The sequence below is a fragment of the Pseudomonas arabinosi genome, assembly GCF_047758675.1.
Taxonomy (GTDB): Bacteria; Pseudomonadota; Gammaproteobacteria; order Pseudomonadales; family Pseudomonadaceae; genus Aquipseudomonas; species Aquipseudomonas arabinosi.
Window position 1 is genome coordinate 5,423,028 of the sequence record NZ_CP180480.1, and the last position, 21,552, is coordinate 5,444,579.

The following is a 21,552-nucleotide window of genomic DNA, read 5'->3' on the forward strand; positions in this document are numbered from 1 at the left end:
CGCAAGGCTCATACTCGAACGCTTCAGAAGCCACTTACGGAGATCCACCCATGGCCAGCATCAAGGCAAAGACTGCTCAAGAAATCCTGATGAACGATTTTCAGACTCTGGTCAGCGACACCGAGCGCTTGCTGGAACACACCGCAACGTTGGCCGGCGATCAGGCTGATGAGCTGCGCGAGCAAATCCACGACAGTCTGCTGCGTGCCCGCGAAACCTTGAAATTGACCGAAGACTCCCTGCGCGAACGCAGCAAGGCCGCCGTTACCGCCACCGAAGACTATGTCCAGGCCAACCCATGGCAATCGGTAGGGATCGCGGCCGGCGTGGGTTTCCTGATTGGCTTGCTGGCCACTCGGCGCTGATATGGCGATCGGCGAATCCGGCTCGTCCGCGACGGGCCCAAGCTCCTCACCGCGGCGCCTGGGTGCCGCGTTTCTTGGACTGCTGCACAGCCATGTCGAACTGTTCGGCATCGAATTGCAGGAACAAAAAGCCCGCACGGTAAGCCTGTTGCTGTTCGCAGGCCTGGCGCTGGTTTTTGCCTTGCTGTTGCTGGTGGGGTTGTCGACGCTGGTGTTGATCCTGTTTTGGGACACGTATCGCCTGGCGGCCATCATCGGGCTCTGTGTTTTCTACACACTCGCGGCCATTTTCTGTGCGATGCGCTTGAGAGCGGCGATTTTCGATGAATCCTCGCCCTTCCACGGCACCCTGGAAGAGTTGGCCAACGATCGGGAGCGTCTGCTGCCATGAGCCTGCCTGAACTGCCTCACAACAGCTCGCGCACCGAAATGCGCAAGGCACTTATCCGTCTGCGCATGGAAATGCATCGCCAGGAAATCCGCCACGAATCCGCGCAACTGCTGCAACCCTTGCAGCGCGTGCGTGGGATGACGCAAAACCTGCAGGATGGCTTCGGCATCAAGCACGCTCCACTCTGGGGCGTGGCAGCCGTCACCTTGCTGGGCTTTCTGACGGGTAAGGGCGCCAAGAGCGGTGGCGTCAGCAGCCTCACTCGACTGGTTCGTCTGGGCACCACGCTGGGGCCATTGATCAAGCTAGTCATGCAAGGCTCTTCGCGTCACCCCTAAGGCCGTTATCTGGCTGCATTCTTGCAACACCGGGATTGAACCTCTTTATCGAGGGGTTCAATCCTGCGTGCCTACCCGGTGAACAGGTTTATCCAATAACAAGACCTGACCAAGGAGGCCTCGTGATCGACGGGCAACCGCTCGCCTGCTTTCAACCATTCATCGATACCGCCACCGGCCGTATCGCGGGCGTCGAGGCGCTGGGAAGATTGCGCCAGGCCGACGGTCAACTGGCCTCGGTGGGGCCGCTGTTCGCCGACCCGCGAACGCCCGCCATCGCGCTGCGTCGTCTGGACCGCCAGATCCGCGATAACGCGCTGAGCCGCCTGCATGAAGCGCCCTCGGACTGGTTTCTGAGCCTGAACATATCGCCGCGCTGGATCAACCGCTTGCGGCAGAACCAGGCTCTACCGAGCCTCAAGCAATTGATCAGGCACAACGTCGATCCACAACGGATTGTCTTCGAGATCACCGAACTAGGGGGCGATATTCAGCGCCTGGCCGACGTCGTGACGCGCTACCGACAGGCCGGCGCAAGGATCGCCATCGATGATTTCGGGGCCGGCTACTCTCAGCTTGATCGCGTACTCGCGCTGCAACCGGACATTCTCAAACTCGACATGCGCTTGTTCCAGGCCGCTGCGCTAGGTGGACCGAGCAGCGACGTGGTCAAGGCCCTGGCGCAAATGGCGGAGAAAACCGGTTGCTGGATCATCGCCGAAGGGGTGGAGACCGAAGCTCAACTGAGTTTTGCCCTGGAGTGCGGTTCGCGCTACGTTCAGGGTTTTCTGTTCGCCCGGGCACAAGCCGGTTTCTTTGCCTCGGACGCCGTTGTCGAGCGCTTCGCGCAACTGCGTCAGCGCTATGTTCAGCAGAAGCTGGCGGAGCGCGGTCGCCTGATGATCATGCGCCAGCAACTCAGCGAGCTGATGACCATCCTGCAAGCATGGGCTCAGGCCCGCGCGCCGCTCAGCGCCTTGCCACAACTGGATGCATTTCCCTGGCTGCTGCGCTTCTACCAATGCGACCGCCACGGCACGCAGCTGACGCCCAACCTTGAATGGCGCAACAACGGCTGGGAGGCCGACAATCGCTACCTGGGCCACAACTGGTCATGGCGCCCCTACTTCTATCATCTGCTTGCCGAAGGCTGGGATGAACGAAGACTGACGCTCTCCAATACTTACCGCGATGCCACCAGCAATCAGTATTGCCTCACCGCCGGGCAATTTTTCGACCACGGCGAGCGACTGCTGCTCATCGATATCGACGCCGCCGGGCTGTAGTTCCGCTTGCAGGTCCAGACGCGAACCCGGAAGCTTAAGCAATCAAACACCTGACGGAGAGAACCCGCCTTGGATTGGCAAACCCTGCTTACCCGCGAACGCCTCGGAAAGCCTCTGCACAGCCCGGAAGAACTCGGCCGCAGTCCTTTCCACAAAGACCACGACCGGATCATTTTCTCGGGCGCGTTCCGCCGCCTCGGGCGTAAGACCCAAGTCCATCCGGTCACCAGCAACGATCATATCCACACGCGCCTGACCCACTCGCTGGAAGTCAGCTGCGTCGGCCGTTCGCTGGGCATGCGCGTCGGCGAAACCATCCGCAGCGCCCTGCCTGACTGGTGCGAGCCCAGCGACCTGGGCATGGTGGTGCAATCGGCTTGCCTGGCCCATGACATCGGCAATCCGCCCTTCGGCCATTCCGGCGAAGACGCGATTCGCCACTGGTTTCAGCAAGCCGCCGGCCGTGGCTGGCTGGATGCAATGAGCGAAGTCGAACGCAATGACTTCCTCAATTTCGAAGGCAATGCCCAAGGCTTCCGGGTGCTCACCCAGCTGGAGTATCACCAGTTCGACGGCGGCACCCGGCTGACCTACGCCACGCTGGGTACTTATCTGAAGTATCCATGGACGGCAAAACACGCAGATTCACTGGGCTACAAGAAACACAAGTTCGGCTGCTATCAGAGCGAATTACCGCTTCTGGAACAAATCGCCCATAAACTCGGCCTGCCGCAACTCGAGGAACAGCGATGGGCGCGCCATCCGCTGGTGTATCTGATGGAAGCTGCCGATGACATCTGTTACGCGCTGATCGATCTGGAAGACGGTCTGGAAATGGAGTTGCTGGAGTACGCCGAAGTCGAGTCCCTGTTGCTGGACCTTGTGGGTGACGATCTGCCGGAAACCTATCGACAGCTCGGTCCACTGGATTCGCGCCGGCGCAAACTGGCGATCCTGCGAGGCAAAGCCATTGAACACCTGACCAACGCCGCAGCACGTGCCTTTGTCGAGCAGCAGGACGCGTTGCTGGCCGGCACGCTGCCCGGTGATCTGGTGGAGCACATGCACGGCCCTGCCAAGCGTTGCGTCCTGAATGCGAAGGACATGGCGCGGAAAAAAATCTTTCAGGACAAGCGCAAGACCCTGCATGAAATCGGCGCTTACACCACGCTGGAAATCCTGCTCAACGCCTTTTGCGGCGCAGCACTGGAACAACATAACGGTCGAACACCGTCCTTCAAGAGTCGCCGGGTCCTCGACCTGTTGGGTAACAATGCGCCCGATCCTCACGGCCCATTGCACGCCTCGTTTCTACGGATGATTGATTTCATCGCCGGCATGACCGACAGCTATGCAAGCGAAATGGCGCTGGAAATGACCGGTCGTTCGAGCCACTGATGAAACCTGGGTGATCAGCCATTACGCCGCCCGCAATGGTTGATTTGCCTTTCAAAACCCAAGTGCACTCAACGTTCGCCGAATCCCCCTACAACATGTGCTGAGCTAACTGATCGATTATTCGGTAACCTCGCGAAATAATCTCGCTTCCTTCAGCTCGACAGAAGAAGCGTGAATACTCCTATGTTCAAAGACGATCTGCGCATCTTGCTGGTGGAAGATCACCCCTTCCAACTCCGGGCGACTCAATACCTGCTTGAGAGTTACGGTTTCACCCAACTGACCGCCACTGACAGTGCCAATGGCGCCTTGCAACAAATGCTCAAGGCTGTGCAACCATTTGATATTCTTTTGTGCGATCAATGTCTGCCCGACCTCTCCGGGCTTGATCTCGTCGAATTCGCCAGCCATCGGGGGATGATTAAACAGGCCATACTGTTAAGTAGTCTGACATCCGCTGAACTGGACGAACTTGAAAAAAGGGCCAACGAACACGGACTTCCATTATTAGGCTACTTGATCAAACCGCTGAAACAATCCGAATTTAGAAACTTGTTGACCTTGGCCTCATTGAAATAATACGCATAACAAACGCACTAAAAATTCAGCCAACACACAATTCGCAACTTACAAATAAATACTTCCAATGTCTCGACAACCCATCAACAACCCTTACCCTTCTTCATAAAAAACCTAGTTGATACGTAGTCCTATTCTTTTTCAGTTGTAGGACTATTCCTATATTGCCGCTACAGGTCCGTCAGTTCATGCGTCGCCTCAATTATCTGAGCTAAGGTGCGCGCTTTATTTGAGCTCGTATGGGATCTGATTATGAACTCCGTTTTTATTGTCGACGATCACCCGGTCATCCGCCTTGCCGTCAGAATGTTACTTGAACATGAAGGTTACAAAGTCGTCGGCGAAACTGATAATGGGGTCGACGCCATGCAGATGGTTCGCGAATGCATGCCTGACCTGGTCATTCTCGACATCAGCATTCCCAAACTGGATGGGTTGGAAGTTCTCGCCCGTTTCAACGCAATGAGTACCCGCCTTAAAACATTGGTGCTAACAGCACAATGCCCGACACTTTTCGGTATTCGCTGCATGCAATCCGGCGCATCAGGATATGTGTGCAAACAGGAAGACCTGAGTGAACTGGTCAGCGCTATAAAAGCCGTATTGTCAGGTTACAACTATTTCCCAAGTCAGGCCTTGAATCCTGTTCGCAGTGATGACGCGCGTTTCGCCGACCTGGAACTGTTCAAATCAGTCAATGACCGGGAATTGATGGTATTGCAACTCTTTGCCCAAGGCCGCACCAACAAGGAAATTGCCAAAGGTATGTTTCTGAGCAACAAGACTGTCAGCACTTATAAAAAACGCCTCATGCAAAAACTCAAAGCCAAATCCCTGGTTGAACTCATCGATATGGCAAAACGTAACGCGTTAGTGTGAGAGACAGGATGCCCAGTCGTATAAAGGATTATCTGACACTCATGGCCGCAGGTTTATGCCTGAACACCTCAGTGGCCGCTGCGCAGACCGTCAGCGAGAACTACACCCTGATGAGTCGCTCGATGGCCGGACACCAGGAAGTCCAACTGGATAAATCACAACGACGATGGATTGAGCATAAACAGGAACTGATCCTTGGCACGTCAGCACCGGACTACCCCCCTTTCGACCTGACCATCAGTGGCCACGACTACGAAGGTTTTACCGCCGATTACGCAGGTATCCTTGGCAAAACCACCGGTTTGCCAATCAAGGTTGTGCGCTTTTCATCCCGGGAGGACGCTATCGAGGCACTCGAAAACGGCGAGATCGATTTGCTGGGTACCGCCAATGGATTCGAAGCTCACAACACTGACATCGTACTTTCCATCCCCTACGCCGTGGACCAGCCGGTTCTGGTGACACGCGAAGGTGAAACCCGATCCTTGACCGATGGCATGGCCGGTCTACGGCTGAGCATGGTGTATCACTATTTGCCGCTGGAAGAGGTCAAGGCAATGTATCCGAGGGCAATCATCACGTCCTTTCCGTCCTACCAGAATGCGATCAATGCAGTTGCCTTCGACCAGGCTGACGTCTTTCTGGGAGACACCATTTCCACCCATTACATGATCAACAAGGGGTATCTGAACAACATCCGCATGGCCAACTTCGGTAAACACGAAGCACACGGTTTCAGCTTTGCCGTGCACAAGGACAACCCGCAACTGCTCGGGATCATCAACGCAATGCTCATGGCCATTCCCACCAGCGAACGAGATAACATCGCCAAACGCTGGAGTGCCGGCAGTGACATGCTGCTCACCGATCAAAAACTGCAACTCACCGACAACGAAGAACGCTGGCTGGCACAACATCCGGTAGTGCGTGTGGTGGTCAATGAGGCTTTTGCGCCGCTGACGTTTTTCGACACTGATGGTAACTTTCGAGGGGTTAGCGCGGACTTGCTCGAGCTGATCAGCTTGCGCACCGGTTTGCGCTTCGACGTCCACCGCAGCCGCAGCGATGACGAGATGATCGAGCAGATCAGGGACAACAAGGCCGACTTGATCGCCGCCCTGCTCCCCAGCGCCCAACGTGAAACGACGCTGAACTTCACCCGCCCCTATCTGCAAAACTCCTTTGTCCTGCTGACTCGCAAAACCGCGGACAGCCCGACAAGCCTTACGCAGTTGCAGGACAAACGCCTGGCCATTGCCCAAGGCAATCCCCTGGTGGATTACCTGCGCAACGAGTTCCCGCGGATCAAGCTGATTGAAACCCCGGATACGTTCAGCGCCGTGGAGTTGCTGGCCGAGGGCAAGGCAGAAGGTGCGGTGAATTCACTGGTGATTGCCAACTACTTCATCTCATCACGGCTCTTCGAGCAATCACTCCAAATCAGTACCACCATCGGCACCCGGCAGGCCGCGTTCTCCCTGGCCACAGGCCGAGAGGCCAAAGAACTGAACGCCATCCTCAACAAGGCACTGCTGAGTATTGCGCCGGAAGAACTGGGCATCATCAACAGCCGCTGGCGCGGCTATTCGTCGTCCTCGCAAAGTACCTAGCGCAACTATCACCGACTGTTCTACCAAATCGTTATCGGTGCCGGAGTGCTGCTGCTGATTTCCGTTGCCTGGAACGCTTACATGCGTCGCCAGATAAAGCAGCGTCAGGCAGCCGAGCGTGCATTGAACGATCAACTCGAATTCATGCGCTCACTGGTCAACGGGACGCCTCATCCCATCTACGTGCGCGATCGTCAGGGACTGCTGCAAAGCTGCAACGACAGTTACCTGGAAGCCTTCTGTGCGAAACGTGAAGACGTCATCGGCAAAGGCGTCGTGGAAGCCAACATGAGCAATGCGTTCGAAGCCCGGGAATATCAGGCCGATTACCAGCGCGTCGTGGCCGAGGGCAAACCGCTGATTCTCGATCGCGCGCTGCACATCGGCGACCGCAGACTGACGATTTACCACTGGATTCTTCCCTACCGTGATTCGAGCGGTGAAGTACAAGGCATCATTGGCGGCTGGATCGACATCAGCGAACGGCGGCAACTGTTCGATGATCTGCGCTATGCCAAAGAGCGCGCCGATGAAGCCAACCGTGCCAAAACCACATTTCTGGCGACCATGAGCCATGAGATCCGCACCCCGATGAATGCGGTCATCGGCATGCTCGAGTTGACGCTGAAGCGCATCGATCATGAGCACCCGGATCGCCCGGCCATCGATGTGGCGTACAACTCGGCGAAGGACCTGCTGGAGCTGATCGGGGACATTCTCGACATTGCACGGATTGAATCCGGACGGCTGAGCCTGAGTCCTGAACGGGTCAATCCAAGTGAAATCGTGGCCTCGGAGGTGCGGGTCTTCGATGGACTGGCGCGCCAGAAAAATCTCCGGCTGCTGCTGGAATTCCGGCCTGCCAATCCGGGGTTTGATGTCCTGTTGGACCCGATGCGCTTCAAGCAGGTGCTGTCCAACCTGGTGAGCAACGCCATCAAGTTTACGGAGCACGGCCAAATCAGGATCATTGTCGACCTGCAGCCGGCCGCCGAGCCTGAGCGGGTCCGGATGCTGTTGCAGGTTCACGACAGCGGCATAGGGATCAGTGAACAGGATCAGCGGCGGTTGTTCGAACCTTTTGCTCAGGCCGATCACTCCGGGCAGTCAGCCAGAGGCGGTGCGGGGCTTGGACTGGTGATCAGCCGCAGCCTGTGCGAAATGATGGGCGGCAGCCTGCAATTGAGCAGCCAGCCGGGTGTCGGCACTCAAGTCGAGGTGTCGTTGCACCTGACAACGCTGCCACTCGAACAGATGCCAGAGACTGCTGAAGCGCAAATCCACACCCCGACGACCTCCTTGAATATGCTGGTGGTCGACGATCACCCCGCCAATCGCTTGCTCATGTGCCAGCAACTGGAGTTTCTGGGCCACCGATTCAGCGTCGCGCCGGATGGCCAGGCGGGATTTCAGGCATGGGAAGCCGAGCCGTTCGATCTAGTGATTGTCGATTGCAACATGCCGATCATGAACGGATACGAACTGGCCCGCGCCATTCGCCAACATGAACGACAAACGCACCGCCCGCCCTGCACCGTGCTGGGTTTTACCGCCAACGCACAACCGGAAGAAATACAACGCTGCAAACAAGCCGGGATGGACGACTGCCTGTTCAAGCCGCTTACCCTGACAGCCTTGAGTCAGTGGTTTGAAGGCATCAGGCCAATCGTCCGCGATCCCGCGTTCAGCCTGCAAGGACTGCGTCTGTTGACCGGCGGGGATCCGGTCCTGGACCAGCGACTGTTGACCGAACTGTTGAACAGCAACCGTCTGGATCGAAAGGAACTGCTGGCGCTGTCCCCCTCCAAAGAGCCTCAGCCATTTCTCGACGTCGCCCACAAAATCAAGGGCGCCGCCCGAATCGTCCAGGCTTCCCGGGTGATCGACAGCTGCGAGGCCCTGGAAAAGGCCTGCCATGAAGTGTTTCATCACGACGACGTGGCCGATTGCAGCAAGGCTATAGAGCGCGCCATGCTCGAATTGGAGCAAGCATTGCAGCAACAGATCGGCCAAAACGACAAAAGCAGAATGACAGAGCCTTAACTATGCTTGGACGCTGAGCAGTGTGTTAACCATCATGGAGAGACCTGCAATGCCCAGCCCACTGCGCCCGGATCAACGGCGGTTTCCCCTGCACGTCCATATCAGCGTGATGTTCACTTTCCTGCTGTTGCTGACGGGCGTGGTGCTGGGCCTATTCAACTACCAGCAAACCACGCAGATCATTCTTTCCAGCAGTGAAAAGCTCTTCAACCGCATCGAGCAGGACGTCCGTCTCGACCTGCACGCCACTTATGAACCGATTCGCCATCTGCTGACCCTGCTGGCGGAATACCCGGCGACCCTGGCACCTGACCTGGAGCAACGCCTGGCGCTACTCAAACCCTTCAGCCAGTCGCTCAAGGACAACCCCGACCTGGCCTCGTTGTATCTGGGCTATGACAACGGTGATTTCTTCATGGTTCGGCCCTTGCGAACCCCCGACCTGAAAACGCTCCTCAAGGCACCGGATACGGCGGCTTATCAGGTGTGGAGCATTGAGCGAACAGGTAACAGCGGTCAGGTCCGCTCCCAATCATTGTTTTTCGATCAGGATCTGGCCCTCATCAGCCGCCAGGACAACCCCGACGAAACCTATGATCCGCGAACCCGCGCCTGGTATGCCAACGCCCGCAGCGACAACGAACAGATCACTACCGAACCCTACGTCTTTTTCTCCACCCACAACGTCGGCACCACCCTGGCCCGGCGCAGTGGCGAACAGGCCGTCATGGGCGCCGACCTGACCCTGGCGGAACTCTCCGCGACCCTGGCCAAACATGTCGTGACGCCCAGTACCGAAATCGTGCTGTTCGATGCTGAAGGGAATGCCATCGCGTATCCCGACAGCAGCAAACTGATCATCGACGATCAGACCGCCCGCCTGATCAAAGCCGCCGACCTGAGCCCCAACCTTGGCGCGTTGCTCAACAATCCCCCCGCAGGTAATCGCCTGAATGTCGCCGGTCGTCAATGGATCGTTGCCCGCAGCAGCATGCAGGAAGGCGGCCCCCAGAGACTGCAACTGGCGCTGCTGGTGCCGGAAGATGAGTTACTCGTCGATGCCTACCGCATGCGCTGGCAAGGCGCGCTGATTACCCTGGCCACGCTGTTGCTGTGCCTGCCGCTGGGCTGGCTGACCTCGCGGATTCTGGTTAAACCCCTACGCGCGCTGGTGCGGGAGGCCGATGCGGTTCGCAGTTTTGACTTCAACTTTCCAGCCTCACGTCGCTCTCCCGTGCTCGAAGTCGACCAACTGAGCGTGTCGATGACGCGCATGAAAGACACCCTGGCAAGTTTTTTCCAGATCACCGACAGCCTGAGCGCCGAGACCCGCTTCGCCCCTTTACTCGAACGGGTGTTGTTTGAAACCGTGAAAATCGGCCAGGCCCAGGCCGGTCTGATCTACCTGCGCGAAAGTGATGGCGATCGCATGGAGCCCCATGGCCTGGTCGTCAACGGCACCTCACGGGCATTGCCGTCATTTGATCTTCGAGGACACGAACTCCAGGCGCCGCAAAGCCCTGCATGGCTACAACAGCTGTCGCATGCCGACAACGTCGTCACCACCCTTGGTTTCGAACAGGCCGGGGATTTGCAGAAAGTGTTGCATGCGCTGGAGTGTCCCCGCGTCCATCTGATCGGCATTCGGCTGCACAATCGTCATAACGAAACCGTGGGCCTGCTGGTCCTGCTGTTGGCTGATACCGGCAACCAGAGTGATCTGGAAAAACTCCGCCCGGACCGCATCGCATTCCTCCAGGCCGTGTCCGGCGCGGCCGCCGTGAGTATTGAAAGTCAGCGTCTGCAAGCCAAACAGAAACAACTGCTGGATTCCTTCATTCAACTGCTGGCGGGTGCGATTGACGCCAAAAGCCCCTACACCGGCGGTCACTGCCAGCGAGTGCCGGCGCTGACCCTGATGCTCGCCCAAGCTGCCGCCGCCAGCCAGGACCCAGCCTTCAGTGGCTATCAACCCACCGAAGATGAATGGGAAGCGCTGCACATCGCCGCCTGGTTGCACGACTGCGGCAAGGTCACCACTCCGGAATATGTTGTCGATAAAGCCACGAAGCTGGAAACCCTTAACGACCGTATTCATGAAATCCGCACCCGCTTCGAAGTGCTCAAGCGCGATGCCTGGATCCGCTATTGGCAAGCCATGGCCCTGGGTGGTGACGAGCAGCACCTGGCCGAACTGCGCAACGCCACGCTAGCAGGGCTGGACGATGATTTCGCGTTTATTGCCCGATGCAACCTGGGTGGCGAAGCGATGGCCGAGTCCGACCTGCAACGCCTGCGCAGCATCGCCCAACGCACCTGGACCCGAACCCTGGATGACCGACTGGGTGTTTCCTGGGAAGAGAACCGACGTCAGGCGCGAACCCCGGCTCCGACGCTGCCGGTCAGCGAGCCATTGCTGGCGGACAAACCCGAGCACCTGTTCGAACGACCCGAAGCCGAACTGATTCCGGAGGACAATCCCTGGGGGTTCAAGCTCGATGTACCGCCCTACAAGTACAACCGGGGCGAGCTCTACAACCTGAGCGTTGCCCGAGGCACCCTGACCCGCGAGGAGCGTTACATCATCAATCACCACATGGTGCAGACGATTCTGATGCTCAGCCACCTGCCCTTCCCCGGCCACCTCACCAACGTCGCGGAGATCGCCGGCGGCCACCACGAGAAAATGGACGGCACCGGATATCCCAAACAGTTGAAGCGCGAAGAAATGAGCCTGCCGGCGCGGATGATGGCGATTGCCGATATTTTCGAAGCGCTGACCGCCGCCGATCGCCCCTACAAGAAAGCCAAGTCGTTGAGCGAAGCGCTGGGCATCATGGCCACCATGTGCCGGGATGCCCACATCGATCCTGAGTTGTTCGGGCTGTTCATCAACGCGCAAATCTACATGCAGTACGCCGATCGATTCCTCGATCCCCAACAGATCGATGCGGTTGATCCGGCAAACCTGCTGGTCAAGGCAGGCTTGAGGGCATGATCAGCAGTCGGTCAGGCGCAGGAAAATCGCCGCCAACTGCTCGATACCGGCCTGATCTTCAGCGGTAAAACGCGCCAGTTTCGGGCTATCGAGGTCCAGTACGCCGATCAAGCGACCGTCCTTGACCAGTGGCACGACCAACTCGCTGTTCGACGCGCTGTCACAAGCAATGTGTCCGGGGAACGCGTGCACGTCCTCGACCAACTGGGTCTGCAAGGTGGCCGCCGCCGCTCCGCACACGCCCCGACCGAACGGAATTCGTACGCAAGCGATCTGCCCTTGAAACGGGCCAAGCACCAGTTCTTCATTGCGATTGAGGTAGAACCCGGCCCAGTTCAGGTCATCGAGCTGGTTGAACAGGAACGCAGAAAACTGCGCGGCGTTGGCAATGAAATCCCGCTCGTCGGCCAGCAGTGACTCCAATTGCGCCCATAGCATGCCGTAGCCTTCGAGGCCCTGGCCGCTCTTCTGTAAATCAATCATGCCTTGTGCTCCAACAACTTCAGCCCGACCCAATAGCGAGCAAATTGATACGCGCAACGTCCGTTGCGATTGCCCCGGCCCGTGGCCCAGCGCACCGCGAGGATGTCCAGTTCTTCATCTCGCTGCCACTTGAGGCCCGCCTTGTCGGCCAGTTGACCGATCCAGTGTTCGACGACGTTGAGGAAGTGTTCCTGGGTAAACGGATAGAACGACAGCCACAATCCGAAACGGTCCGACAGTGCAATCTTGTCTTCCACCGCCTCGCTGGGATGGAGTTCACCGTCAACGCGTTTCCAGTTTTCGTTATCGCTTTCCTTTTCCGGCACCAGGTGGCGACGGTTGGACGTGGCGTACAGCAAAACGTTATCCGGCGCCTGTTCGAGAGAGCCGTCGAGCACGCTCTTGAGCACCCGATAATCGCCTTCGCCCGACTCGAACGACAGGTCGTCGCAGAACAGCACGAAACGCTGAGGCAGCTTGGCAATCTGCTCGACCACGCGCGGCAAATCCGCCAGGTGATCGCGTTCGATCTCGATCAGCCGCAATCCGGCCTTGGCGTGTTCGGCCAGCAAGGCACGAATCAGCGACGATTTACCGGTGCCGCGCGAGCCCCAGAGCAACGCGTGGTTGGCCGGCATACCATCGAGGAACTGTTGGGTATTTCGCCCCAGTTGCTCCAGTTGCCGATCGACACCGATCAGGTCGGACAGACGCATGTCGAGGCTGACTTCCAGTGGCAACAGAAATCCGCTACGACCCTCGCGCTGCCAGCGCGCGGCAAGGCAATGATTCCAGTCGATCGCTTGCCGAGGGGTGGGCAGCAACGGTTCGATACGGGCCAAAACGGCATCGGCGCGTTCAAGAAAAGCATTTAATCGGGAATCCACGTCTTCTCCTCGGGCACGTTCACAGTAATGATGGCGTTACAGCGACGAAACACAGCGTTCGGTGTCCGGTTCATCGCTTTGCACAAGGGCTCGCGAGAAAATCGGTATCCATTCATGATCGACTATGCTTGAGCAGCGAAGGGAAACGGAAGTGGTTCAACACCCCATGGATATCAAGTTCACCAACCGGCTGTCCTACAAGCAAGCCAGGCTTACTGTGCTGGTCGGTTTCATTCTGGGCACGCTGCTCAGTCTGCTGCAAATAGGCATCGATTATGCCAGTGAAGACGCCTCCATCAACCGCGAAATCCTGTCTTTGCTGGAAATCAGCCACAACCCCGCGTCCCGTATCGCCTATAACATCGACGCCGAGCTCGCTCAGGAACTGACCCTGGGCCTGTTGCGCTCGCCGGCGATCATCGGTGCGCAATTGACCGACAACAACAATACTGTGCTGGCCAACGTCAAACGCCCGGGCGTGCAAAGCAGTTATCGATTGATCAGCGACTTCCTGTTCGGCGCCAACCGGCAGTTCGAAGACCGTCTCTACCTGGATCACTTGCCGACCGAATCCCTCGGCACCCTGCGCCTGGACGTCGACACTTATTCATTCGGCAACCGGTTCCTGCGCCGGGCCGAGGTGACCCTGCTCAATGGCTTCGCCCGCAGCCTGCTGCTGACCGGCATCCTGCTGGCGCTGTTCTATGTGATGCTGACCAAGCCGTTGGTGCGGGTCATCCGTGAACTCAGCAGTCGCGACCCACGCAGCACGGAGTCGACATCGCTGGAGTGTCCGACAGACCATGAAAACGATGAAATCGGTGTACTAGTCAAGGTTGCCAATCAACAGTTCGAAAACATCGCCACCGAAATCCAGCAGCGACGCAACGCCGAAAACCGCCTGACCGACTACCTCGGGCAACTGGAAAACATCGTCTCGGCCCGCACCGCGGAACTCAAGGCGATCAACTCGCGGCTCAGCCAATCCAATCAGGAACTGGAAGTCGCCCGCAGCACCGCCCTGGACATGGCCGAAGCACGCTCGGTGTTCCTGGCCAACATGAGCCACGAGATCCGCACGCCGCTCAACGGCCTGCTGGGGATGATCGCGCTGTCCCTGGACGGCCCGCTCAATGCCGAGCAACAGCAACAGCTGTCCATCGCCCATGACTCGGGCAAAGTACTGGTGGAACTGCTCAACGATATTCTCGATTTGTCGAAGTTCGATGCCGGCCAACTGGAGCTCGAACATATTCCGTTCGACCTCGGTTCGCTGATCGAAGACACCGCGAACCTGCTATCGCAAAACGCCGCGCCGAGTGTCGAGCTGAGCTGCCAGATCGACCCGCACTTTCCGGCCCTGGTGCTCGGGGATCCGACCCGGGTCCGACAGATCGTCAGCAACCTCTTGTCCAACGCCCTCAAGTTCACCCGTTTCGGTCGCGTCGATGTGCGCCTGTCGACGTTCGGGGACGGCGTCAGAATCGAAGTCTGCGACACCGGCATCGGTATCGCCCAGGACGCCCAGGTCAAGATCTTCCAGCCCTTCACGCAGGCGGGTGCCGGCATTACCCGGCAATTCGGCGGGACCGGATTGGGCCTGGCACTGACCTACAACCTCTGCGAAGCCATGCAAGGGCGCCTCACCATCAGCTCGGAAGCAGGCTTTGGCAGCCAGTTCTGTGCGGATCTGCCGCTGCCCAGCCACACCCGCGCCCTTCCCCCGGCCTCTTTACAGGGCAAGGTCATCGCAATCACCGCCGCCAGCAGTGGTCTGGCAGAACTGTTGAACAGTGTGTTGCCCGGCTGGGGGCTCGACTATGAGCAGCGTTCCATCGATGACTCGTTGCTGGGCCTGAACCCGGATGTACTGATTACCGATTGCCCCGAATGCCTGTTTGGCCTGCGTCCTTCGTGTACAGCGCCCATTCTGCTCGTCACCGCTTATGGCAGTTTCATGCCCAGCGAAGAAGCCCTCGCCCTCGCGCCGTTACAGCAACAGGCGCGGCCTCTGGCGCGCAACGCGCTGTACCAGACGCTGCGGCGAACCCTGCAGCCGGAACTCAACACGATCAACGGTGCCCGACTCGACAGCCTCTCCCCACAACGACGCGGACGCGTGCTGCTGGTGGAGGACAATCCGGTCAACCAATTGGTGGCCAAGGGGATGCTCGGAAAACTCGGTTGCGAGGTCATTGTCGCCGGTCACGGTGTCGAGGCGCTGGATCAGCTGGAGCAAAGCGAATTCGATCTGGTGCTGATGGACTGCAACATGCCGGTGATGGACGGCTACGAGGCCAGTCGGCAAATCCGTCGCAGCGGACGCTGGCCACAGCTGCCCATCGTCGCCCTGACCGCCAACGCCATGTCCGAAGAGCGCGAACGCTGTCGTGCGGCAGGCATGAGCGATTACCTGGCAAAACCCTTCCGCCGGGAAGAATTGGCTGCCCTGCTGGATTTGTGGGTCCCTACTACGACAGTGCTTTGATTTGCCCCAAAAGGTGATCAAGGCCATCGCGCAGATCGTTCAGGCGATCCAGATCCACACCGCTGTCGCATAACAGACGGGCCTTGAGCGGCCCGACCTGATCGCGCAAGGCCTTGCCGGTTGGCGACAGGCTCAAGTGCACTTCACGCTCGTCCCGCGCCGAGCGCTGACGCTGAACCAGTTGCAGTTGCTCGAGACGCTTGAGCAACGGCGTCAGCGTGCCGGAATCCAGCGCCAGGCGTTCGCCCAGTGCCTTGACCGTCGGCTGCTCCGGGGCTGCCTCCTGCCATTCCCACAACACCAGCATCGCCAGGTATTGCGGGTAGGTCAGGCCGAGCTGATCGAGCATCGGCTTGTAAGCGCGGATCACCGCCCGGGAAGCGGCGTACAGCTTGAAGCACAGTTGACTGTCAAGCTTCAGGGAATCGACTGACAAGGTGTTCATTTGAGCAGGGCTTCGATCTCGCGGGTCAGGTCCTGCGGCTTGGTCGCGGGGGCGAAGCGCTTGACCAGCTGGCCATCCTTGCCGATCAGAAACTTGGTGAAGTTCCACTTGATGCCCTGGGAACCCAGCACACCCGGCGCGCGCTTTTTCAGTTGAACGAACAGCGGATGGGCGTCGGCGCCATTGACTTCAATCTTTTTGAACAGCGGAAAACTGACGCCGAAGTTCAACTCGCAGAACTCGGAAATCGCCCCTTCGTTGCCTGGCTCTTGCTTGCCGAACTGATTGCACGGAAAGCCCAGCACCACCAGACCTTGATCCTTGTAGGTCTGCCACAACTCTTCAAGGCCTTTGTACTGCGGGGTGAAGCCGCATTTGCTCGCGGTGTTGACCACCAACACGGCCTTGCCGGCGAAATCCGCCAGGGTCTTTTGCTCACCCTTGATGGTGGTGCAAGGGATGCTCAGCAGGTTGTCGCTCATGGTTCTGACTCTGAATGAGGGAAGACGAGACAAACATAGCGAGCAATTGAATTGTGTGCAATTTAATAAATCGATTGCTGATTTGTAGGGGCACGGCTTGCCTGCGATGGCGTTCTTGAGATTGCCATCGCGAGCAAGCTCGGCCCCCACAGGGCTCGCATTACTCGCGGGGTACCAGGTCCAGGCACACCGAGTTGATGCAATAACGCAGGCCGGTCGGCGGCGGGCCGTCCGGGAACACGTGGCCCAGGTGCGCATCGCATTTGGCGCAGACCACTTCGGTGCGGATCATGCCGTGGCTGACGTCACGGATCTCGACCATGGCGCTGTCACCGATCGGTGCATAGAAGCTCGGCCAGCCGCAGCCGGAGTCGAATTTGGTTTGGGAATCGAACAGCGGCTCGCTGCAGCAGATGCAGTGGTAAACACCATCGGTCTTGGTGCCGTTGTATTTGCCGGAGAACGGTCGCTCGGTGCCCTTGAGGCGGCAAACGTTGTACTGCTCCGGGTCGAGCATTGCTTTCCATTCTTCCAGGGTTTTTTCCAACTTTTCCATCATCACACCTCAGCAGCTGAAAAAGCCCGATCTGTACCTTTTCCACGGATCGGGCGGCACGTATGATTGCGCCTCGTCAAACGCCAGTCTGGCAGCCAGACCACGCGCATTCAAACGGATTTATGGGTGCTGCCTCTCAAGGCGCCAGGCCTGTGTGAATACGCAGGATTCCCAGTACGGTCGTTCATACGCCGCCTGGATCGTTCATTTTCGGGAACACATCGCCATGCAGGTCAGCAAATCGAACAAGCTCGCCAACGTCTGCTACGACATTCGCGGCCCAGTGCTCAAGCACGCCAAACGCCTGGAAGAGGAAGGCCATCGCATCCTCAAGCTGAACATCGGCAACCCGGCGCCTTTTGGTTTCGAAGCGCCGGATGAAATCCTTCAGGACGTCATCCGCAACCTGCCAACCGCTCAGGGCTACAGCGATTCCAAAGGCCTGTTCAGCGCCCGCAAGGCCGTGATGCAGTACTACCAGCAGAAGCAGGTAGAAGGCGTCGGCATTGAAGACATCTATTTGGGCAACGGCGTTTCCGAGCTGATCGTGATGTCGATGCAGGCCCTGCTCAACAACGGCGACGAAGTGCTGGTGCCGGCCCCGGACTACCCGCTGTGGACCGCCGCAGTGAGCCTGTCGGGCGGCAACCCGGTGCATTACCTGTGCGACGAGCAGGCCAACTGGTGGCCGGATCTGGCCGACATCAAGGCCAAGATCACTCCGAATACCAAAGCACTGGTGATCATCAACCCGAACAACCCGACCGGCGCGGTGTATTCGAAAGAAGTCCTGCTGGGCATGCTGGAACTGGCTCGCCAGCATAACCTGGTGGTTTTTTCCGACGAGATCTACGACAAGATTCTGTACGACGATGCCGTGCACATCTGCACGGCTTCCCTGGCACCAGACCTGCTGTGCCTGACGTTCAACGGTCTGTCCAAGTCTTATCGCGTAGCGGGTTTCCGCTCCGGCTGGATCGCCATTTCAGGCCCGAAACACCACGCCCAGAGCTACATCGAAGGCATCGACATGCTGGCCAACATGCGCCTGTGTGCCAACGTGCCGAGCCAGCATGCGATCCAGACCGCCCTCGGCGGCTACCAGAGCATCAATGATCTGATATTGCCCAACGGACGACTGCTGGAACAGCGCAATCGCACCTGGGAATTGCTCAACGACATTCCCGGCGTGAGCTGCGTCAAGCCAATGGGCGCGCTGTATGCGTTCCCACGGATCGACCCGAAAGTCTGCCCGATCCATAACGACGAGAAATTCGTGCTCGACCTGCTGCTGTCGGAGAAGCTGCTGGTGGTTCAAGGCACCGCCTTCAACTGGCCATGGCCGGACCACTTCCGAGTGGTGACCCTGCCGCGCGTGGACGAGCTGGACATGGCCATCGGACGTATCGGCAATTTCCTCAAGTCCTATCGCCAGTAACCTGTCTGTCACCGTGCGACGCTTGCGCAAGTCGCACGGTGATTGATTCAGCAACATTTCTTTGCGCCCTGCCGAACATCTCTTCTTCAATCGCTGACTGATGACTCGTTGAGAGCTCGCGTCTAACAACGGCGGGGCTTATGACGCTAATTGGCTGACAAACACTTCCCGCATCGACGTCGGAAATGCCCTTCAAACAGCTAGACTGTTGCCGTAGGACACAGTTTGAAATAGTCACCCGGTTGAATAGCCCGGGTCAGCACCTTATATACCCCGCAGTACGCTACATCTTTAGCATGAGGAGATTTCTACAACCATGATGCGCATCCTGCTGTTTTTGGCCACTAACCTGGCGGTCGTGCTGATTGCCAGCATCACCCTGAGCCTTTTCGGCTTCAACGGGTTCATGGCGGCCAACGGGGTTGATCTCAACCTCAATCAGCTGCTGATTTTCTGTGCGGTCTTTGGTTTCGCCGGTTCGCTGTTCTCGCTGTTCATCTCCAAGTGGATGGCGAAGATGAGCACCAGCACCCAAATCATCAGCCAGCCGCGCACACGTCACGAGCAATGGCTGCTGCAAACCGTCGAGCAATTGTCCCGGGAAGCCGGGATCAAGATGCCCGAAGTCGGTATTTTCCCGGCCTATGAGGCGAACGCCTTTGCCACCGGCTGGAACAAGAACGACGCATTGGTCGCGGTCAGCCAAGGGCTGCTCGAGCGTTTCTCGCCAGATGAAGTGAAGGCCGTTCTGGCCCACGAAATCGGCCACGTAGCCAATGGCGACATGGTCACCCTGGCATTGGTCCAGGGCGTGGTGAACACCTTCGTGATGTTCTTCGCACGGATCATCGGCAACTTTGTCGACAAGGTGATCTTCAAGAATGAAGAAGGCCAAGGCATCGCCTACTACGTGGCGACCATCTTCGCCGAACTGGTCCTGGGCATTCTGGCCAGCTCCATCGTCATGTGGTTCTCGCGTAAACGCGAATTCCGTGCAGACGAAGCCGGTGCACGCCTGGCCGGTACCGCCGCAATGATCGGCGCCCTGCAACGCCTGCGTGCGGAACAAGGGTTGCCGGTGCACATGCCGGACACCCTGACGGCTTTCGGCATCAACGGTGGCATCAAACAGGGGTTCGCACGCATGTTCATGAGCCACCCGCCGCTGGAAGAGCGCATCGACGCGTTGCGTCGTCGGGGCTGATAGGTTCCGCACTAAAAGAAAAGGCCCGCAGTGATGCGGGCCTTTTTTTGTCTGCTGATTTTTGTGGTGTTCATTCGGGCCCCATCGCGAGCTTGCTCGCGATGACGCCAGCACAAACAACATCAATTACCGAGTAGAAACCCGATAAATCCGCTCTTCAAGCCGCGTAACACCGCTTTCCAGGAACTTCCAGCTTTCGCCCAGAACGTCCTGGTCTTCCAGAATCTTCAGCTCCCACGAAGCACCGAACAACCGTTGCACTTCGTCATCCAGCACTGCAAAGGGCGGCCCCTCCATTTGTGCCTGGTTGTAATCCAGGGTAATCAGCAGCCCCAGCGAATCCTTCGGCACAATCCGCTTCAGATGCTCGGCGTATTGCTCCCGCATCTTCGGTGGCAAGGCGATCAACGCAGCGCGGTCGTACAGCGCACTGCAATCGGCGACATCGCCGGCCGTCAACGCGAAGAAATCACCACACCAGATCTCGACCGAGCCCGCCCGATAGACCGTGAAGGGGCCTTGATCGCTGACGTCCGGATCAAATTGATGCTCGTGGAAAAAGTCTTCCACCGCTTTTTCCGACAACTCGACGCCCAGCACCTCGTGACCGCATTTCGCCAGCCACAGCAGATCCAGGCTTTTCCCGCATAGCGGCACCAGTACGCGCGCGCCCTCTTCCAGGCCCAGCTGCGGCCAGTACCGTTGCAGATATGGATTCACTTCCGGCAGGTGAAAGCCGATCTGATTCGACGTCCACCGCTTGTGCCAAAACTCCGGCTGCATAATTAATCCCGAAAATTCGATCAAAAGACCCTAAAACTTATATTAGATTTAGATCAATGATCTGACTGAAGATGATGCCATCTTACCCCTCAGGAGCTCATTCATGTTCCCCAGCCTGTACATATCCCATGGCTCGCCCATGTTGGCACTGGAACCGGGCGCCAGCGGGCCCGCCCTCGCTCGTCTGGCTGCAGAATTGCCGAAACCCAACGCCATCGTAATTGTATCTGCGCATTGGGAAAGCAATGAGTTGCTGGTCAGCGGCAATCCCCGGCCTGAAACCTGGCATGACTTCGGCGGCTTTCCGCAGGCGTTATTCGACGTGCAATACCCGGCGCCCGGCAACCCACAATTGGCCGCAGAGGTTGTCGAACTGCTGAAGAGCGATGGCCTGCCCGCACGCATCGACGCCGAACGGCCGTTCGACCATGGTGTCTGGGTGCCCTTGTCATTGATGTATCCACAAGCCGACATTCCCGTGGTGCAAGTTTCGCTGCCCACCCGCGGCGGCCCGGCCCTGCAGACCCGCGTCGGTCATGCCCTGGCCAGTTTGCGCGAACACGGCGTGCTGCTGATCGGTTCCGGAAGCATCACCCACAACCTGCGCGAACTGGACTGGCACGCCGGCCCGGAAAGCGTCGAACCCTGGGCCCAGGCATTTCGTGACTGGATGATCGAAAAACTCGCTGCCAACGACGAAACCGCGTTGCACGACTACCGGCAGCAAGCACCGAATGCCGTGCGCAACCATCCCAGTGATGAACATTTGTTGCCTTTGTATTTTGCCCGCGGTGCCGGAGGACATTTCAGCGTGGCCCACAAGGGATTCACCATGGGGGCCTTGGGCATGGACATTTACCGCTTCGGATAACGTAAAAAACTCACAGCGTGTGGCGGCC

The 21,552-nt window shown here is 58.2% G+C and carries 18 protein-coding genes and 1 pseudogene; 13 read left to right on the forward strand and 6 right to left on the reverse strand.

The window, feature by feature from the left end; translation table 11 throughout:
• Positions 1 to 50: 50 nt before the first annotated feature.
• The 9 genes and pseudogenes from ACMXYJ_RS25180 (at position 51) to ACMXYJ_RS25220 (ending at position 11,887) form a co-directional block, all read left to right on the forward strand.
• A complete protein-coding gene (locus ACMXYJ_RS25180; protein WP_017340000.1) occupies positions 51 to 365 on the forward strand; it encodes a DUF883 family protein in 315 nt (104 codons plus the stop codon).
• A gap of 1 nt (position 366) precedes the next feature.
• Entirely contained in the window at positions 367 to 756 is a 390-nt protein-coding gene (locus ACMXYJ_RS25185; RefSeq protein WP_008145878.1) for a phage holin family protein, read from the forward strand.
• Positions 753 to 1,094, forward strand: a complete 342-nt coding sequence (locus tag ACMXYJ_RS25190) for a hypothetical protein (protein ID WP_415757377.1) — start codon at positions 753 to 755, stop codon at positions 1,092 to 1,094. The genes ACMXYJ_RS25185 and ACMXYJ_RS25190 overlap by 4 nt, the downstream gene beginning before the upstream one ends.
• A gap of 122 nt (positions 1,095 to 1,216) precedes the next feature.
• Positions 1,217 to 2,380 carry an EAL domain-containing protein gene (locus tag ACMXYJ_RS25195; protein WP_415757378.1) on the forward strand — a complete coding sequence of 388 codons (1,164 nt, stop codon included), beginning with the start codon at positions 1,217 to 1,219 and terminating at the stop codon, positions 2,378 to 2,380.
• Between the two features lie 69 nt (positions 2,381 to 2,449).
• Complete coding sequence (locus tag ACMXYJ_RS25200; protein ID WP_056742437.1) at positions 2,450 to 3,778, forward strand: deoxyguanosinetriphosphate triphosphohydrolase; 1,329 nt, start codon at positions 2,450 to 2,452, stop codon at positions 3,776 to 3,778.
• Positions 3,779 to 3,961: 183 nt separating this feature from the next.
• Entirely contained in the window at positions 3,962 to 4,357 is a 396-nt protein-coding gene (locus ACMXYJ_RS25205; protein ID WP_415757379.1) for a response regulator, read from the forward strand.
• Between the two features lie 252 nt (positions 4,358 to 4,609).
• Positions 4,610 to 5,236 carry a response regulator transcription factor gene (locus tag ACMXYJ_RS25210; RefSeq protein WP_111452367.1) on the forward strand — a complete coding sequence of 209 codons (627 nt, stop codon included), beginning with the start codon at positions 4,610 to 4,612 and terminating at the stop codon, positions 5,234 to 5,236.
• A gap of 8 nt (positions 5,237 to 5,244) precedes the next feature.
• A pseudogene (locus tag ACMXYJ_RS25215) lies at positions 5,245 to 8,889 on the forward strand (transporter substrate-binding domain-containing protein).
• Positions 8,890 to 8,938: 49 nt separating this feature from the next.
• Complete coding sequence (locus tag ACMXYJ_RS25220) at positions 8,939 to 11,887, forward strand: HD domain-containing phosphohydrolase (protein ID WP_415757380.1); 2,949 nt, start codon at positions 8,939 to 8,941, stop codon at positions 11,885 to 11,887.
• Here the strand turns inward: ACMXYJ_RS25220 and ACMXYJ_RS25225 are convergent, their stop codons facing one another.
• Together ACMXYJ_RS25225 and ACMXYJ_RS25230 are read right to left on the reverse strand one after the other, a co-directional pair.
• Positions 11,888 to 12,370 (reverse strand): GAF domain-containing protein, encoded by a 483-nt coding sequence (locus ACMXYJ_RS25225; protein WP_076028162.1) that lies wholly within the window; start codon positions 12,368 to 12,370, stop codon positions 11,888 to 11,890.
• Positions 12,367 to 13,257 carry an ATP-binding protein gene (locus ACMXYJ_RS25230; protein ID WP_415757381.1) on the reverse strand — a complete coding sequence of 297 codons (891 nt, stop codon included), beginning with the start codon at positions 13,255 to 13,257 and terminating at the stop codon, positions 12,367 to 12,369. Before ACMXYJ_RS25230 ends, ACMXYJ_RS25225 begins: the two co-directional genes overlap by 4 nt.
• A 166-nt stretch (positions 13,258 to 13,423) precedes the next feature.
• On the opposite strand from ACMXYJ_RS25230, the gene ACMXYJ_RS25235 reads away from it, so the two are divergent.
• Entirely contained in the window at positions 13,424 to 15,745 is a 2,322-nt protein-coding gene (locus ACMXYJ_RS25235; protein ID WP_415757382.1) for a hybrid sensor histidine kinase/response regulator, read from the forward strand.
• Here the strand turns inward: ACMXYJ_RS25235 and ACMXYJ_RS25240 are convergent.
• The 3 genes from ACMXYJ_RS25240 to msrB all read right to left on the reverse strand — a co-directional run bounded on the left by ACMXYJ_RS25240 (position 15,729) and on the right by msrB (position 17,228).
• A complete protein-coding gene (locus ACMXYJ_RS25240; protein WP_008145868.1) occupies positions 15,729 to 16,190 on the reverse strand; it encodes a MarR family winged helix-turn-helix transcriptional regulator in 462 nt (153 codons plus the stop codon). The genes ACMXYJ_RS25235 and ACMXYJ_RS25240 overlap by 17 nt on opposite strands.
• Positions 16,187 to 16,672: a glutathione peroxidase gene (locus ACMXYJ_RS25245; RefSeq protein WP_007983498.1), complete on the reverse strand. Its 486-nt coding sequence runs from the start codon at positions 16,670 to 16,672 to the stop codon at positions 16,187 to 16,189. The genes ACMXYJ_RS25240 and ACMXYJ_RS25245 overlap by 4 nt, the downstream gene beginning before the upstream one ends.
• Before the next feature lie 160 nt (positions 16,673 to 16,832).
• A complete protein-coding gene (gene msrB / locus ACMXYJ_RS25250) occupies positions 16,833 to 17,228 on the reverse strand; it encodes a peptide-methionine (R)-S-oxide reductase MsrB (RefSeq protein ID WP_415757383.1) in 396 nt (131 codons plus the stop codon).
• A gap of 226 nt (positions 17,229 to 17,454) precedes the next feature.
• Between msrB and ACMXYJ_RS25255 the strand changes: the two genes are divergently transcribed.
• Both ACMXYJ_RS25255 and htpX read left to right on the forward strand, forming a co-directional pair.
• Positions 17,455 to 18,666, forward strand: coding sequence for a pyridoxal phosphate-dependent aminotransferase (locus tag ACMXYJ_RS25255; RefSeq protein ID WP_415760804.1), 1,212 nt, complete (start codon positions 17,455 to 17,457; stop codon positions 18,664 to 18,666).
• Between the two features lie 316 nt (positions 18,667 to 18,982).
• Positions 18,983 to 19,870, forward strand: a complete 888-nt coding sequence (gene htpX / locus ACMXYJ_RS25260; RefSeq protein WP_415757384.1) for a protease HtpX — start codon at positions 18,983 to 18,985, stop codon at positions 19,868 to 19,870.
• Positions 19,871 to 19,996: 126 nt separating this feature from the next.
• Here htpX and ACMXYJ_RS25265 read toward each other — a convergent pair whose 3' ends face one another.
• Entirely contained in the window at positions 19,997 to 20,653 is a 657-nt protein-coding gene (locus tag ACMXYJ_RS25265; RefSeq protein ID WP_415757385.1) for a thiopurine S-methyltransferase, read from the reverse strand.
• Between the two features lie 103 nt (positions 20,654 to 20,756).
• Between ACMXYJ_RS25265 and ACMXYJ_RS25270 the strand changes: the two genes are divergently transcribed.
• Complete coding sequence (locus ACMXYJ_RS25270) at positions 20,757 to 21,524, forward strand: DODA-type extradiol aromatic ring-opening family dioxygenase (RefSeq protein WP_415757386.1); 768 nt, start codon at positions 20,757 to 20,759, stop codon at positions 21,522 to 21,524.
• Positions 21,525 to 21,552: the final 28 nt, after the last annotated feature.

Coding starts and splice junctions, on each gene's coding strand:
- ACMXYJ_RS25240 (WP_008145868.1), bottom strand. CDS start 16,190: ATGAACACCTTGTCAGTCGATTCCCTGAAGCTTGACAGTCAACTGTGC.
- ACMXYJ_RS25235 (WP_415757382.1), top strand. CDS start 13,424: ATGGATATCAAGTTCACCAACCGGCTGTCCTACAAGCAAGCCAGGCTT.
- ACMXYJ_RS25265 (WP_415757385.1), bottom strand. CDS start 20,653: ATGCAGCCGGAGTTTTGGCACAAGCGGTGGACGTCGAATCAGATCGGC.
- ACMXYJ_RS25190 (WP_415757377.1), top strand. CDS start 753: ATGAGCCTGCCTGAACTGCCTCACAACAGCTCGCGCACCGAAATGCGC.
- htpX (WP_415757384.1), top strand. CDS start 18,983: ATGATGCGCATCCTGCTGTTTTTGGCCACTAACCTGGCGGTCGTGCTG.
- ACMXYJ_RS25270 (WP_415757386.1), top strand. CDS start 20,757: ATGTTCCCCAGCCTGTACATATCCCATGGCTCGCCCATGTTGGCACTG.
- ACMXYJ_RS25255 (WP_415760804.1), top strand. CDS start 17,455: ATGCAGGTCAGCAAATCGAACAAGCTCGCCAACGTCTGCTACGACATT.
- ACMXYJ_RS25210 (WP_111452367.1), top strand. CDS start 4,610: ATGAACTCCGTTTTTATTGTCGACGATCACCCGGTCATCCGCCTTGCC.
- ACMXYJ_RS25205 (WP_415757379.1), top strand. CDS start 3,962: ATGTTCAAAGACGATCTGCGCATCTTGCTGGTGGAAGATCACCCCTTC.
- msrB (WP_415757383.1), bottom strand. CDS start 17,228: ATGGAAAAGTTGGAAAAAACCCTGGAAGAATGGAAAGCAATGCTCGAC.
- ACMXYJ_RS25225 (WP_076028162.1), bottom strand. CDS start 12,370: ATGATTGATTTACAGAAGAGCGGCCAGGGCCTCGAAGGCTACGGCATG.
- ACMXYJ_RS25245 (WP_007983498.1), bottom strand. CDS start 16,672: ATGAGCGACAACCTGCTGAGCATCCCTTGCACCACCATCAAGGGTGAG.
- ACMXYJ_RS25180 (WP_017340000.1), top strand. CDS start 51: ATGGCCAGCATCAAGGCAAAGACTGCTCAAGAAATCCTGATGAACGAT.
- ACMXYJ_RS25220 (WP_415757380.1), top strand. CDS start 8,939: ATGCCCAGCCCACTGCGCCCGGATCAACGGCGGTTTCCCCTGCACGTC.
- ACMXYJ_RS25185 (WP_008145878.1), top strand. CDS start 367: ATGGCGATCGGCGAATCCGGCTCGTCCGCGACGGGCCCAAGCTCCTCA.